The sequence below is a fragment of the Pedococcus aerophilus genome (assembly GCF_039532215.1).
In the GTDB taxonomy this organism is placed as follows: Bacteria; Actinomycetota; Actinomycetes; order Actinomycetales; family Dermatophilaceae; genus Pedococcus; species Pedococcus aerophilus.
This window is the reverse complement of sequence record NZ_BAAARN010000003.1, coordinates 154864-167960: the sequence shown is the minus strand read 5'-3', so window position 1 is coordinate 167960 and position 13097 is coordinate 154864. Positions and strand designations below refer to the sequence as shown.

13 protein-coding genes, 1 tRNA gene and 1 riboswitch are annotated in these 13097 nt (G+C 67.5%); of the genes, 7 read left to right on the top strand and 7 right to left on the bottom strand.

The annotated features are described in order from the left end of the window. Positions 1 to 8: 8 nt before the first annotated feature. Positions 9 to 163: riboswitch (cyclic di-AMP (ydaO/yuaA leader) on the top strand. A gap of 10 nt (positions 164 to 173) precedes the next feature. Next, positions 174 to 893 (top strand): transglycosylase family protein, encoded by a 720-nt coding sequence (locus ABD286_RS12835; protein ID WP_344194031.1) that lies wholly within the window; start codon positions 174 to 176, stop codon positions 891 to 893. Between the two features lie 93 nt (positions 894 to 986). Here ABD286_RS12835 and aqpZ read toward each other — a convergent pair whose 3' ends face one another. Then, a complete protein-coding gene (gene aqpZ, locus ABD286_RS12830; RefSeq protein WP_344194029.1) occupies positions 987 to 1787 on the bottom strand; it encodes an aquaporin Z in 801 nt (266 codons plus the stop codon). 240 nt (positions 1788 to 2027) lie between these two features. On the opposite strand from aqpZ, the gene ABD286_RS12825 reads away from it, so the two are divergent. Continuing rightward, positions 2028 to 2100, top strand: a tRNA-Thr gene (locus ABD286_RS12825). Between the two features lie 429 nt (positions 2101 to 2529). Next, positions 2530 to 3159 (top strand): PAS and ANTAR domain-containing protein, encoded by a 630-nt coding sequence (locus ABD286_RS12820; protein ID WP_344194026.1) that lies wholly within the window; start codon positions 2530 to 2532, stop codon positions 3157 to 3159. Positions 3160 to 4436: 1277 nt separating this feature from the next. Here the strand turns inward: ABD286_RS12820 and ABD286_RS12815 are convergent. The 5 genes from ABD286_RS12815 to ABD286_RS12795 all read right to left on the bottom strand — a co-directional run bounded on the left by ABD286_RS12815 (position 4437) and on the right by ABD286_RS12795 (position 8476). Next, positions 4437 to 5111, bottom strand: a complete 675-nt coding sequence (locus tag ABD286_RS12815) for a DUF6766 family protein (protein WP_344194024.1) — start codon at positions 5109 to 5111, stop codon at positions 4437 to 4439. 81 nt (positions 5112 to 5192) lie between these two features. Further along, positions 5193 to 5603: a hypothetical protein gene (locus tag ABD286_RS12810; RefSeq protein ID WP_344194022.1), complete on the bottom strand. Its 411-nt coding sequence runs from the start codon at positions 5601 to 5603 to the stop codon at positions 5193 to 5195. Positions 5604 to 6109: 506 nt separating this feature from the next. Further along, on the bottom strand, positions 6110 to 7420 hold the full coding sequence (locus tag ABD286_RS12805; protein ID WP_344194020.1) for a DUF2254 domain-containing protein: 1311 nt from the start codon (positions 7418 to 7420) through the stop codon (positions 6110 to 6112). Between the two features lie 59 nt (positions 7421 to 7479). Further along, entirely contained in the window at positions 7480 to 7878 is a 399-nt protein-coding gene (locus tag ABD286_RS12800; protein ID WP_344194018.1) for an ATP-binding protein, read from the bottom strand. Between the two features lie 79 nt (positions 7879 to 7957). Next, a complete protein-coding gene (locus ABD286_RS12795) occupies positions 7958 to 8476 on the bottom strand; it encodes a hypothetical protein (RefSeq protein ID WP_344194016.1) in 519 nt (172 codons plus the stop codon). 462 nt (positions 8477 to 8938) lie between these two features. Between ABD286_RS12795 and ABD286_RS12790 the strand changes: the two genes are divergently transcribed. Genes ABD286_RS12790 through ABD286_RS12780 form a run of 3 tightly spaced genes read left to right on the top strand, consistent with a single transcriptional unit; the run spans position 8939 to position 11636 of the window. After that, positions 8939 to 9655 carry a response regulator gene (locus ABD286_RS12790; protein WP_344194014.1) on the top strand — a complete coding sequence of 239 codons (717 nt, stop codon included), beginning with the start codon at positions 8939 to 8941 and terminating at the stop codon, positions 9653 to 9655. Positions 9656 to 9687: 32 nt separating this feature from the next. Further along, the gene (locus ABD286_RS12785; protein WP_344194012.1) at positions 9688 to 11034 is read left to right on the top strand and encodes a sensor histidine kinase; all 1347 of its coding nucleotides are present in this window, start codon (positions 9688 to 9690) and stop codon (positions 11032 to 11034) included. Further along, entirely contained in the window at positions 11031 to 11636 is a 606-nt protein-coding gene (locus tag ABD286_RS12780; protein ID WP_344194010.1) for a GerMN domain-containing protein, read from the top strand. The genes ABD286_RS12785 and ABD286_RS12780 overlap by 4 nt, the downstream gene beginning before the upstream one ends. A 17-nt stretch (positions 11637 to 11653) precedes the next feature. Here ABD286_RS12780 and ABD286_RS12775 read toward each other — a convergent pair whose 3' ends face one another. Further along, positions 11654 to 11881 (bottom strand): hypothetical protein, encoded by a 228-nt coding sequence (locus ABD286_RS12775; RefSeq protein WP_344194008.1) that lies wholly within the window; start codon positions 11879 to 11881, stop codon positions 11654 to 11656. Positions 11882 to 12447: 566 nt separating this feature from the next. Here ABD286_RS12775 and ABD286_RS12770 point away from each other — a divergent pair. Further along, positions 12448 to 13095, top strand: coding sequence for a sigma-70 family RNA polymerase sigma factor (locus ABD286_RS12770; RefSeq protein ID WP_344194006.1), 648 nt, complete (start codon positions 12448 to 12450; stop codon positions 13093 to 13095). Positions 13096 to 13097 lie beyond the last annotated feature (2 nt).

Sequence of the window (13097 nt, the reverse complement as noted above, 5' to 3'; positions counted from 1 at the left end):
CTCGTCATGCGGGTGTTTCACCGGAAGATCTCCGGGCAACGACGAGGACGGGGGACCCAACGCGACCGCCCCGGCGGTCTTGGGGTGAAGCCGGTTCACGCCGGCCGGGCACCTGACAGCCCGAACCCGACAGCTCACCTCGCAGGCGCCGGTCAGGAAGGACCCCCCCTGCAATGTTCTACGCCCCGAAGCACTCTGCCCGGAAGCCCAAGCCCGTCCGTCGTCGCATGGCGGGTGTCGCCATCGCCGGCGCCGCCACCATCGCCGGTGGCATGGCCACCGCAACCTCTGCCTCCGCGGGCACCGTGTGGGACCGCGTCGCCGCCTGCGAGAGCGGTGGCAACTGGTCGATCAACACCGGCAACGGCTATTACGGCGGCCTGCAGTTCTCCGACCGCACCTGGGACGGGTTCGGTGGCGAGCGCTACGCCTCCTCCGCGCACCGCGCCACCAAGGCCGAGCAGATCACCATCGCCAAGAAGGTCCTTGCGGTCCAGGGCCCCGGCGCCTGGCCCACCTGCGGCGCCCGTGCGGGTCTGACCAAGTCCAACGGTGGTGCAGCCGGTGCCGGCAGCACCGCCCGCTCCTCCCGCTCGACCGTGCGCAAGGCCCCCGCCAAGCCCGTCACCGGCGGCAAGCTCGTCGTCGACGGCATCCGCGGCCCGAAGACCAACCGCGCCATCGAGCGCTGGGTCGGCGGCTCGGTCAACGCCGCGATCTCCACGTCCGACGTCAAGGCCCTGCAGCGCAAGGTCGGCTCGTCGCCCGACGGTGTCGTCGGTCCGAAGACGATCCGCGCCCTCCAGACCAAGATCGGCGCCAAGAAGAACGGTGCCCGCACGCTGGACCGCGCCACGGTGAAGACGCTCCAGGCGTACCTCAACCGTCGCTGACCACTGCACTGGGAGAAGGGCCACCGGATGTCCGGTGGCCCTTCTGCATGTCCGGCGCCGGTATCGGTGGGACCAGGATCAGCGGTGTCGGGATCAGGTGCGGGAGGCGTCCTGAAGGGTGGCGGGGTCGGTGGGGGAGGCGAACAGCGCCTTGTAGGCGACGCCAGCCACCAGGCCTCCGGCCAGCGGTGCGAGGACGAACAGCCAGACCTGGCTCAGGGCCGTGCCCCCGGCGAACAGGGCTGGGGCGATGGAGCGGGCGGGGTTGACCGACGTGTTGGTTACCGGGATCGAGATCAGGTGCACCACGGTCAGGGTCAGGCCGATGGCCAGCGGTGCGAAGCCCTTGGGTGCTGCCGAGTCGGTCGCACCGAGGATGACCACCACGAAGACTGCGGTCAGGACGAACTCGGTGACCAGCGCGGCCGTCATGGCGTACCCCTGGGGCGACGCCGCGCCATACCCGTTGGTGGCGAAGCCGTCGGCAGCGTCGAAGCCGTCGCGCCCGGAGGCCACCGCAAACACGATGGCCGCGCCGGTGATGGCGCCACCGAGCTGGGCCAGGAAGTAGGTCGGGAGCTGTCGCCAGCCGAGGCGTCCGGCCATCGCCAGGCCGAGGCTCACCGCGGGGTTGAAGTGACCGCCCGAGACGTGGCCGAGGCCGTAGGCCATCGTGGTGACCGCCAGGCCGAAGGCGAGCGCGACGCCGAGGTAGCCGACGCCGACGAACAGCGCCGACCCGCCGGACTCCGCGGTGGCGGTGGCGGCCAGCACGGCGGTTCCGCAGCCGGCGAGGACGAGCCACAGGGTGCCAACGAACTCGGCGGACAGGCGACGAGCCAGGCTGTACTCGACCGGTCGGTCGGCAGGGGCGGGGGTCGGGTGGTTGGGCATCGGGATCCTCTCTCGGAAGTGTTGTCACCACTTCGTCGTCCCGACCCGGGAAAACGGCACGCCCTATCGCGAACTTCTCGGGTGTGAGGCCTGTCACCCAGGTGCATCAGGCGTCTGCTGCGGTCCTCGGAGTCTGGACCGAGGGGCGTCCTCTCCGCTGCCTGTCGGCGACTGGGTGTCGTCGTCCGAGCTGACGTCGGTAGCATCGTCGCCGTCCGTCGACGAACAGTCGGCAGGCGTGCCGGCGTGGCGCAATTGGCAGCGCACCTGTCTTGTAAACAGGGGGTTAGGGGTTCAAGTCCCCTCGTCGGCCCTTGGCCCAGCGGAAACACCTCCTCGGTCCGGTAACCACCCCACCCCATCGTTTTGGCCATCCTCTTCGCCCACGAACCGCCGCGGATCTGCTCCTTCGAGGGCGGCTGGAAGACGTGGGGTCGGTGACGGTGGCGACGGCGGTGCCGACCCGTTCAGCGTCGAGCAGTCCCTGCGCCACATCACGTTCCTGACCATCGCCCACCTCATCGCTCGTGACTGGCGAAGTCGGGCTCGCGTGGCGACTGCGACGCCTGATCCGGACCGCGACCTACGTGGCCGCGTCGTTCCCGTCATGTGGACGCGGCGGCTACGTCGTGCAGTTGAACGTCAAGGCCGCGGGCCGAAGGTGCTGCCGCAGTCCCGTGTGAAGGCTTGGCTTTGACGCCTCTCCCTGTATTAGCATCGGCGCAGGTCAGAAAGCCGGCCAGTGACGCGACCAGACGCATTGCTGGAGGATGAAGTGCCGTTCGAAGCCGTTGACAACCTCGGCCCGTCGTTGATGTTCGACTACCTCGTGAACACGGACACTTGGACCTGCTCCGAAGGCATCAGGGCTCTGTACGGTGTGGCCGAGGGGCAGCCTGTGAAGACGGCGCACATGCTGGCGCGCATCGTCGCCGAGGACCGAGACACGATCTTCGGAATGTTCCAGCGCACCCTCCAGACCCCGGGCCCCTTCTCGTGTGAGTTCCGAATCTGCGACCCCCGAGGGACGATTCATCACGTGGTCCTTGCCGGTGAGAGTCGAGCCGCCCCTGGGCAGGTGGAGCGGGTGCAGGGGTTCATGGTGGACATCACCAACTCCGTCCGGCAGGGTGCGGCCGAGGCTGTGGAAGCCTCAGCCGAGCACCGAGCCGTGATCGAGCAGGCGAAAGGAGCGATCATGGCCACCTTCGGCATGAACGAGGCCGCCGCTTTCGCTGTGCTCCAGCGCTTTTCGCAGAACCACAACATCAAGCTTCGAGATCTGGCTGCTCGAGTTGTTTCTGACGGGGTCTGCGGGTCCGAGGACGACGTCACGCGGATCCGGCAGATGTTCAGTGGCACACCCGCGTGAGTCCACGCGCTCAGCACACGATGGGCGACCCGTGACTCGGCGCTCTCGGTACCGCGTCCCCACGCGTGCTGCCGAGCCACGGGTGCGAGGTACATACCCCGGCCATCGGGTCACAAACGGAAGACCACAGACGCGCGCGAGAGCGGTGGCGCGGTCGCCGCTCGCAGATCACACCCAGCTCCTGCCTGCAGATGCAGCGACGCCTCGTCCTGGGGGGGAAGGACGAGGCGTCGCCGCACGTCGCTCGACGGCCACCAAAACAGCCACTACGCGCCAACGTCGGTGTTCTCGGTGGTCGTGAACGTGCATGGAGACTCTCACCACGCTGTTGGATGAGGACGCAGGGCACTTCACAACCCCGACTGTCTCCTGAGACAACGTTGTCATCGGTGAACGGATCCGGCCATGGCCCATCCGGACCATTCTGGAACTAGTCCTCTGCGAGCAGGATCGGGCAGCGCAGCGATCAGAGACGGGGCAACCTCCAGCGGGACCCGGCGCCTGGCCCACGTGTGCGCCAACTCTGAGGTGTGCGTGGCCGCAACCCAGCGTTGGCTTCTCTGCCGGAGAAGGTGAAGCCGTGCCGCTGGTGACTTGGACAACGGGACGCTCGCAGGCGTTGCCGACGACCTGGGTCCAGGGCTCGTCAGCAGGCATGTTCTGCCCACGCCCCGAGCGAACGTTTGCAGGGACCGTGGCGGGGCAAGTGACGTGGTGGAGGTGGTCAACGATGACCAATGGTTCAAGCCATCTGCTCCCGGATGGAACGACGTTTCCCCCTGTGACGCCAGACCCGCCGGCCCCGCCAGGCTATGTCGAGCCAGTCGTGATGGAGTGCGGGGCGGTCCCGTTGGAAGCAGAGGAGTCCCCCGCGACACCCTCTGATGACGACTAGGCGCCGGCGCTGCGCTGCTGGCAGAGACGACGTCGCTGCTGGCGATGTGCCGTCGGCGTTGAAGCTAGGGCTGCCGAACGAGTCGACGATGCGCCCGGCAACATCGCTGAGGCGTTTGACTTGTCCGCCAGAGTCTTCGCTGTTGCCGACCAGGACGAGCTGTCGGATGCGGCCGGAGTGGTCGTGGATGCGGTACCCGTACTGGAACGGGCCGGGGTTGCGGGGTGGTGAGCGGCCCCACCGGCCCCTGGGGGCATCGAGCTCAAACGTGAGAGCGGAGTCGGTGATGGTGGTGTCGGCAGACGACACGAGGGACTCCCGCTGACTGGTCGAGGTGAAGGTGTGGCCGCTCTGTGACCGAGGCAAAGGGATTCTTGTCGGGTCAGCCCTCGACTCCTGTGGCCGTGTTGGAGGTGCCGACGGGTTTCGATTCGGGTGAGCCACGTTCACGCAGGTAGACGCTGAAGATGACCATGCTGGCAACGGCGAGGAACTCGGACTGCCAGCTCTGGAACGAGCGGTTCCAGAAGTCGGGTGCGACGAGATACTGGGACCAGCTGAAGGGGACTTGGAGGTCTTGGAGCTGTTCGGCGTTGTATGCGGAGCGGCCGGCGATGAACTGCGCGCTCCACGACCCGATGAAGACCGCGCCCATCGTCGGCCCCAATGACCTGGAAAACAGGGCGGTGCGCCACCCGCCGACGGCGGCCCAACGTGGTGAGTGGTCGTCCGCGTACCGGCCGGCTTTGTGGTCCTCGTCAGTTTCGCGGCCAGGGGAGCCCAGAGGTTTGGACTCCGGGGACCCTCTCTGAAGCAGCCAGACAGTGAGCAGGATGTAGAGGAGGAACTGCAGGTACTCGGACTGCCAGTTCTCGGCGACGTCGACGGTGAACTGTGATGACGTCAGGTACTCGAGCATGCTTGCGGTGGGGAGGCCAAGGTCGAGCGCGGACTCGTTGTACCCGGCTCGCCCGGTGAGCGCTTGGCCGACCAGCGCGACCAAGAGCAGGGCCGTGAAGGCCAGGGTGAGGCTGTTGTTGCGCAGAGTCTTCTTCATCGGTGCGCCAACCCGATGGCGAGGCAATAGGCGATCCCGAGCACGATGAACACGACGTAGCCGGTGAACAGGGCGCGCATGTCAGTTCCCCTTGATCTTGCAGTTGTAGGGGCGATCCGCCTGGGGGGTGCACCCGGCGGCGGTGACACGCCATCCGTCCTCGAACCGGGCGGCGAAGATGGTGTCGGCGCCTACGTGGACGATGGCGTACTTGCCGTACACCGCAGTGGATGTCGCCAGGCCGCTGGAGGGCTGGATCTGTTTGGGCAGACCGGTGGGGCAGTCTCCATCGTGGTCCTGGAGGGCTGTGAGCGTGGCGGGTGCCAGCAGTGCGCACGCGGCTGCCGGGTCGGTGCGGATGGAGCCGACGAACTGTGTGACGACTGCTTCGGCGTTGTGGTCCTCCGCGCTGCCTTGACCGGCGCACCCGTTAAGGACGAACCCAGCTGTGCAGCGGCCAGCGGCTGAGGAGAGCCTGCGGATGGGGCGCACAGGGCGACTTCAGCCACTGCGGAGTTCCACGATGAGGGCATCGGCGCAGGTCAAAGGGGTGGGCGATGGCTGTCCGTGGGCTCGTCCCGGTCGACCCCCGCACTTCTTGCCGACCGAGTTCACGCCAGGCTCGAGGGCTTGGTGAGAGGTCTCTTGCTGGCTTGAACGCTGCCTCGTCGCGAGCCGCGCCCGACCTCCCAGCCGGGCTGGGCCACAGCACCCCTTGCGTTCCGCCTCGTACCCGCATCGCAGCGGGTCACCGGGTGGTGGTGCTGAGTCGAGGTCGGTGCGCAGACCCGCGGGGTCGCCCGCCGAGGGCCCGGCTGCCATCTATCTGGCCATCTCTTTGGGTCCGAGACAGCCGGAAATGACGCGAGACGTCCAGTGGTCGATCCGACCCAAATCGGTTGCAGCACAGCGACGCTCGGCAACAGCCAAGACAAGCGGAAGATTTGCGCACAGAAACAGGGCGTTAGGGGTTCAAGTCCCCTCGTCGGCTCCGACCCTCAGCAGTGAGGCATGTTCTGGCTGACGCTGACGGCGCGGAGGTCGAAGCGGTCCACGTCGTGCGCATGGTGCCCGGCAGTGACGAAGGCGTCGCGCAGCAGTCCGATCTGCGAGGTGAGGGCCACCACCAGGGCAGGCGCGTGAGCTCTGGCGCCGACTCGTTCGATCAACGTCAGTGCCGCGTGCATGACTGAAGGTGACGCACTTGCGTGCCAGCGAAGCCGATCGAGCACGTCGGTGACGATCTGGACGGGGTCCGGGACGTCCAGGCGGACCCGGACGACCCCTTGCTCGTCCCGTAGGACCCCAGAGGGAACGGGGCGCGACGCCAGCGTGGCCAGCCCGGAGGACAGGTCGTCGAGCGCGTTGATCGCGGTGTTGGGATCGTTGGTCCCGGGGGACAGGGCTCGCACGGCCATCTCCGTCAGCTGCTGCACAGCGAAGTCGATGTCCTGGTGCGGGCTTCGAGCGTTGTCGATCTCGAGCAGCCTGCGCGCCTTGTCCACCGCATCGGGCTCGATGTCACGCGTGGCGTGCAGCGCAAGCATCGGCGTGCCGTTCATCACGTACTGCCCCGGCCGGACGAGCAGCACCGCTTCGAAGCCCTGCCTCCTCGCCAACTTCAGCAGGCTCTGGTGGCGCACCACCTGCAGGTAGCCGTCCTCACGGGCGGTCACCCGGGCACGTAGGGGCAACGGAGGATCCCCGAGCTCCGTCGATGGATCACCGGGAGGGGCTGCCGGGAACGTTCGGTCGATGACGCGGTGGAGGTCGGTCCGCACGCCACCCGACAGCGTGGAGATCTGGATGGAGTCGCTGATGTGGTGGATGAAGTAGACCATCGCGGCGACGTTGGCCAGGGCCAAGACGATTGCCGCGTTCACCGCGAGGTGGGGGACGAACGACCCACCCTCCGGTACGCCGCCCGAACCTCCGACAGAACGAAGCACCAGCAGGCTGTAGAGGAATGTGGCGACGAAGACCCCCAGCACCATCTGGTTGGCCCGGTCAGCCATGAAGTTGCGCACCAATCGGGGACCGTAGCTGGACGACGTCAGCGCAAGCACGGCCATCGTGATCGAGAAGGTGGTGCCTGCGACACCGAGAGTGGCTGTGGCGATGGTGCCGAGGATGTCTCGGGTTCCGCTCTCGCCGACCCGATAGAAGAGCACCCTGCTCCAGCTCGACCTGACGGGCTCGTCCAGGTGGGTGTCCAGGGTGATCAACAGCTCGGACAACGCGACGGCGGCCAGACACATCACCCCGGGCAGGAACCAGAAGCGCTCGACAATTCTCCGAAGTGGTCCCATGGTCGAGGAGTCTCGCAGGAACCGGCACCTGGCACGGTGACTCGCGACTCGGTCCTCGTTCACGGGAAGTCGACGTGGGCCCACACGGTCTTCGACCTCCCGGCGCACCTGACACCCCAGCTCGACGAGATCGCCTCGACGATGGTCAGGCCCCGACCACTCTCGGCAGCGAGGTCGTGTGAACGGTGGCGCTCTGGCGACAGTGTCGGTTCGTCGTCGCTGACCTCGACCAGCACCCCCGTGCCATCCACCCGAACCGTCAAGCTGACCGGTCCAGCGGTGTGCAGCACGACGTTCGTGACGAGCTCGGTGCAGACCAGTGCCACGTCGTCGACCTGGTCATCATCGAGGTGCAGGTCCCTCATCCACGTCCTAACCAGCCCACGGGCGAGTCGGGGGGTGCCACGTCGACCAGAGAGGAGCCACCTCCCGGGAGCCGGTGAGCTGGTGCGCTTCACCACCGGCGTCCCGCAGGCCGCGCACACCTCACGAGTGCGCCGTCAGAACGGCGCTGAAGGCCCGACCGACGTGAACTGGTCACGTGTTTAGTTCTCCCAAGGGTCGAGGGGGCAGGCGATCGATCACCGCTCCGGCGCCCCGCTCGTGGTCCGCGAAGATGCAGAGCAGCAGGTCCTCGGCGTCTCGTGAGATGAGTTCGCTCGGGGAGCGTTCGAGGCCGGTGGCGAGGAACTCCGGCAGGTCCTCGAAGGCAGCACAGGACAGCAGGAGGAAGCGGCGTCCCGGCTCCGGATACTCGGAGTCGAGAGTCGCACCCCCCGCCGGAGTGATCCGTGAGCCGGTGGGATCCATGGCTATGGCCGGCGGCGAGCGGCGAGCCACCACGATGAACTCGCCGTCCGAGGTGAAGGCTGCCGCGGAGAAGGCCGGTGGCTCGTGCATGCCGGCCACCGAGTCGTGGGTGTCACCGACGACGACCCGGGTCAGCCCCTGACGTCGGTCGACGCGAACGAGTCCCTTCGCGCACTCGAGCGACGTCACCGCCCAGCTGTCGTCCACCTCGGCGTGGACGATGGCGCTCCCGACGAGATGGCTCACCACCGCGATCTCGATCCCTGGTGCGCAAGACCGCAGGAACGCAGGACCCTCGCGTTGAGGCCGGCTCCACCGGTGACCGTGAACGGAACTCGACGCGCTGAGCAGGTGCGCCGTGCCCACAGGATCGCGGCAACCGTGGGCGAGGAGAGGTGGTCGAGCCCCGAGAGATCCACGCTGACTCCTCCGTGTCCGAGCAGGACCGCGTGCGCGACCTCCGACCGGAGGTGGGTGAGGTCGCTGGCAAGCGAGCCGTCCCGCAGGCGGACCACCACCGTCGTCGGATCGCACTCGGGTCCAGAGGATCCCACTGGTGTCGTTCTCATGAGCTGACCTTCGGCATGTCGCCACCGTGGCAAGAGGGCATGACGACAGCAGCGTCCGAGACTTTGCAGTTTCATGACAACTGGTGGTGCAGGTGCGGTGGACGGCCGTGGGGCTGTGCGGCACTGGCACCATGTCGACGTGGCGATCTCCTTGCTCGTGCTCGAGGACGACGACGGTATTCGTGAGTCGTTGGCGATGGCCCTCGAGTCCGAGGGCTACACAGTGACGTCCCATGAGTCGGCAGAGGATGCCCTCGGCGATGCCGCGACGACAGGCGTCGACCTGATGCTGGTCGACCTGATGCTGGGTGGGATGGACGGGTTCGAGTTCATTCGTCAGGTTCGACGCCGCACGGACGTCCCGATCATCGTCCTGAGCGCCCGCTCTGACACCCACGACATCGTCGCGGCCCTGGAGGCCGGCGCCGACGACTACGTCACCAAACCCTTCGAGATCAAGGAGGTCGGAGCTCGCTTGCGGGCTCTTCGACGTCGGCCCCCCGTGCGACCGGTCGAGCCGGAACCGCTCGGCGATGACGCGGACGTCGTGGTCGTGGACTCCCAGCACGGACCCCTCGTGCTCGACATCGGGGCCGGCGTGCTCCGCAGGGGCGAGTCGCAGGTGCACCTGACCGTCACCGAGTTTCGCCTCTTGCGAGAGATGTCGGATGCCACGGGTCGGGTGCTGAGTCGGCGCTCGCTCCTGGAGCGGGTCTGGGACAGGGGCTACTTCGGTGATGAGCGTATCGTCGACGTCCATGTCCGGCGTCTGAGGACCAAGATCGAGACCGATCCGGGTGAGCCGCGCCTTCTCGTCACGGTGCGTGGACTGGGCTACCGGCTGGACACCGCATGAGCTCGAGACCGAGCTCCCTCGGCGTCCGAACGATGTCGACCCTGTCGTTCGCCGCGCTGGGACTGCTGGTCTCGGTCGTGCTGGCAACCGGCACGTACCTGACGGCCAGACACTTCCTGGTCGAACAACGTCAGGCCACCGCGTTGAGACAGGCCTTTCTGGATGCCGCCTTCGTGCGTGATGGGCTGCTCACGTCCGGAGCCCGGGTGAGTGATGTGCTGGACCGGACGTCCCCGCCGCCGGGAGGTGTCGTGGTGATCAGGCGCGCGGGAGAGTGGTACTCGTCATCCTTGGACCAGGGGCGAGACTCGATCCCCGCCTCGGTCCAGTCGTCGGTCGAGGAGGGCGCCGCAGTTCGGTCGTGGCACCGACTCGGGGGAGAGCCTGTCATCGCTGTCGGGTTGCCGATCCCCTCGGTGGGCACGGAGTTCTACGAGATCACCCCGACCACCGAGCTCGACTCGACCCTGAAGACGCTCGGGCTCGTGCTCGCCGCCTTTGCCGCCGCCACGTCGGTCGGCGGAGCTCTCATCGGTCGGGCGGCCTCGTCCAGGGTCGTCGCTCCCCTCGACGCCGTGGCCACGGCGGCGGCGAGCATCGCAGCCGGAGAGATGGACACTCGCCTCCGTGGGACGTCCGATCCGGACCTCGCGGTCATCGTCGGATCGTTCAACACCATGGTCGAGGCGCTGGACGACCGCATCAGGCGTGATGCCCGGTTCGCCGCTGACGTCGCCCACGAGCTGCGGTCGCCCGTGACGACGCTCATGACCAGTGTCGCTCTCCTGCGCACCGAGGACGGCGGAAGTGGGGGACGTCGGTCGGCGGTGGTGGATCTGGTCGAACGGGAGGTCACTCGCCTGCACCGCTCGCTCGAGCACCTGCTCGCCCTGGGGCGGTTGGACTCAGCCGTGGCCACCATCGAGCTCGACCGTGTCGATCTGGCCGATCTCCTGGGCCACGCGCTGGTGCAGAGCCACCGTCCAGCGGAACTGCTGCGCGCCTCATCCGAACCGCATCTCGTGCAGGGGGACAAACAGCTGCTGCTGCGAGCACTGGTGAACCTGTTCGACAATGCTGACCTGCACGGCGGGGGTCTGCTCCGGGTCGACCTCACTCGTGTGCGAGGTGCGTCCGAGGTGCGTGTCGTCGACGCCGGCCCGGGGGTGCCGCTGGCCGATCAACAACGCATCTTCGAGCGATTCGCTCGAGTGGGGTCGCGAGGATCTCGACCAGGAACTGGTCTGGGCCTGAGCCTGGTCGCGGAGACGGTCAGAGCCCATGCGGGGACGGTGTGGTGCGAACCGTCGCCGGGGGGCGGCGCGACATTCGTCGTACGACTACCGACCGCCGCAGTCACTGAGTCGGTGTCGCCGTGACGAGGTCGCAGATCCTCAGGTGGATGCTCATGGTGCTCGTGCTGGTGTCGAGTGGGTGCGGCGCACCCGATCAGAGCTCGCCCGAGGTGGTCACCCAGGTGCCCTACGAGCTGTCCCGGCCTTCGACCGCATCGACCGATCCCACGAGGGAAGCCGATGCCACGCTCGAGGTCTGGTTGGTGCGCGATTCGGCCTTGGTCGCCGTTCCCGTTCCCGCTCGTGCCAGCACGGCGGAGTCCGCCGCCGCGCAGGTCATGCGTCGGCTGGCGTCAGGTCCCTCGGACGACGAGAGGGCTCGAGGCTTCTCCACCGCGCTCAGCCCCGGTGTGCGGCTGTCCGTCACATCGCTGCGTGACGGCCACGCGGTCCTGGACATCCGGCAGGGTGGGCAGGCGCCTGGAGCCGGTGAGCTCCCGCTCGCCGTCGGGCAGGTCGTGCTGACACTGACGTCGATCCCCGGGGTCGACGACGTGTCGCTCACCGCCGACGGAGAGCGCATCCCGGCCCCTCTGCCGGGAGGGGTGTTGACCGAACGCCCCCTCGACGCTCGGGACTACACCTACCTCATCGGGTCCGACCTGACGGCCTCCCCGTCCGACTGAGACCGTTGCGGTGCGAGCTACATGCGCTGACGCAAGGATTCCGGAACCTTCGTCTGGCCGATCTGGTAGCGACGTTCGAGCTCTGTGCGATCCGGTTCGAGGCCCAGACCTTCGAGCTCGGTCGCGATCGCGCTCACCACGAGGTCGGGATGGTCGCCCTCCACCTTCGCCTCGCCGCGGAGCTGCGCTGCGACGACTGCGTGAGATGTGGGCTCGTCGATCTCCTCGATGACCACTGATGCCATTGACATGTCGATCCTCACTTCCTGTAGCGCCCCCAGCGGGGCGACTTCGCAGACAGGACGACACTGGCAGGACCACATGACCGGACCTCGTTCAATCGTCTTGCATCCTCGTGACGGATTCGTGACGAACGACCGCGGTGCTGCACGCTCGTGCGGTCGGCACCCACCGGTGCGGCGTCCCACCGGCCAGAAGAGCACGCGTCGGAGTTGTTCCCCGCCCCTTGCACCGACGGCGCACCTGCCCGCCCGGACCACGGAGCCCGGGCGAGCCGGTGTCCTGATGCCGGCAGTGGCGGCGGGGATGGGCGACGCCGGCCTGCCCACTGTCACATGACGGAGGGCGCCGCGCATCCGTACCTTCGGGGTGCCTCGCGAGGTGCCACCGGGTGTGCACGGGTCGTCGAGATCCTGTGCTGCCAGCCCTGTTCGGCCACCGAGGAACGATCGCACTAGAGGAACGTGTGAACGAGTTAAGTGTTGGTCCTGTTGCCGGGTCCTCCCGTGCGTGGTCTCCTCGACCCAGTCGGCGACCATCGGGGGGCCCGAGGACACGAGCGACCTTGGCCATGAACGCGACGTCGAAGTCGATCCCGAGTCGGCTCCCGCACCAACCAGGCTGCATCTCGGAAACCGCCCTTCGCGAGGGCGGGCCAACTCCGGACCCCGACGCCTGGCTGGCGCAGTTGCTGACGGTGAGCGCGACGGGCGACCGTGACGCATTCTCCGAGCTCCACCTCCTCACTGCATCGCGGTTCCTGGGCCTGGCCCTTCACACGGTCCGTGATCGAGCTCTTGCCGAGGACGTCGTCCAGGAGTCGTATCTCTACATCTGGGCCAACTGCGGTCGCTTCGATGCCAGTCGTGGCAGAGCGCTGCCGTGGATGTCGGCCATCGTGAACGGGCGTGCGATCGACGCAGTGAGAAGCACGGAGGCCCGTTCGAGGCGCGAGGCGGCCTGGGGGCGACGACAGTGTGACGACGCCTGCGACTCGACAGCGGATCTGGTGCATGCCACGGCCGACGCCCTGCTGGTTCGTGAGGCGTTGCAGGCACTCAGCGACAAGCAGCGGTCAGCCCTGACCCTGGCCTTCTTCGAGGGCCACTCCCACCACAAGGTCGCCGAGCGCCTCGGTGTCCCGCTGGGCACGGCCAAGGCGCGAATTCGCGATGGCATGCGGATCATGTCGACGACCCTGGAGCGGGTAGGCACATAGCC

Excerpts from the sequence above, each read along its gene's own strand:
- ABD286_RS12835 (WP_344194031.1), top strand. The coding sequence starts at position 174 with ATGTTCTACGCCCCGAAGCACTCTGCCCGGAAGCCCAAGCCCGTCCGT.
- aqpZ (WP_344194029.1), bottom strand. The coding sequence starts at position 1,787 with ATGCCCAACCACCCGACCCCCGCCCCTGCCGACCGACCGGTCGAGTAC.
- ABD286_RS12815 (WP_344194024.1), bottom strand. The coding sequence starts at position 5,111 with ATGAAGAAGACTCTGCGCAACAACAGCCTCACCCTGGCCTTCACGGCC.
- ABD286_RS12805 (WP_344194020.1), bottom strand. The coding sequence starts at position 7,420 with ATGGGACCACTTCGGAGAATTGTCGAGCGCTTCTGGTTCCTGCCCGGG.
- ABD286_RS12785 (WP_344194012.1), top strand. The coding sequence starts at position 9,688 with ATGTCGACCCTGTCGTTCGCCGCGCTGGGACTGCTGGTCTCGGTCGTG.
- ABD286_RS12775 (WP_344194008.1), bottom strand. The coding sequence starts at position 11,881 with ATGGCATCAGTGGTCATCGAGGAGATCGACGAGCCCACATCTCACGCA.
- ABD286_RS12770 (WP_344194006.1), top strand. The coding sequence starts at position 12,448 with ATGAACGCGACGTCGAAGTCGATCCCGAGTCGGCTCCCGCACCAACCA.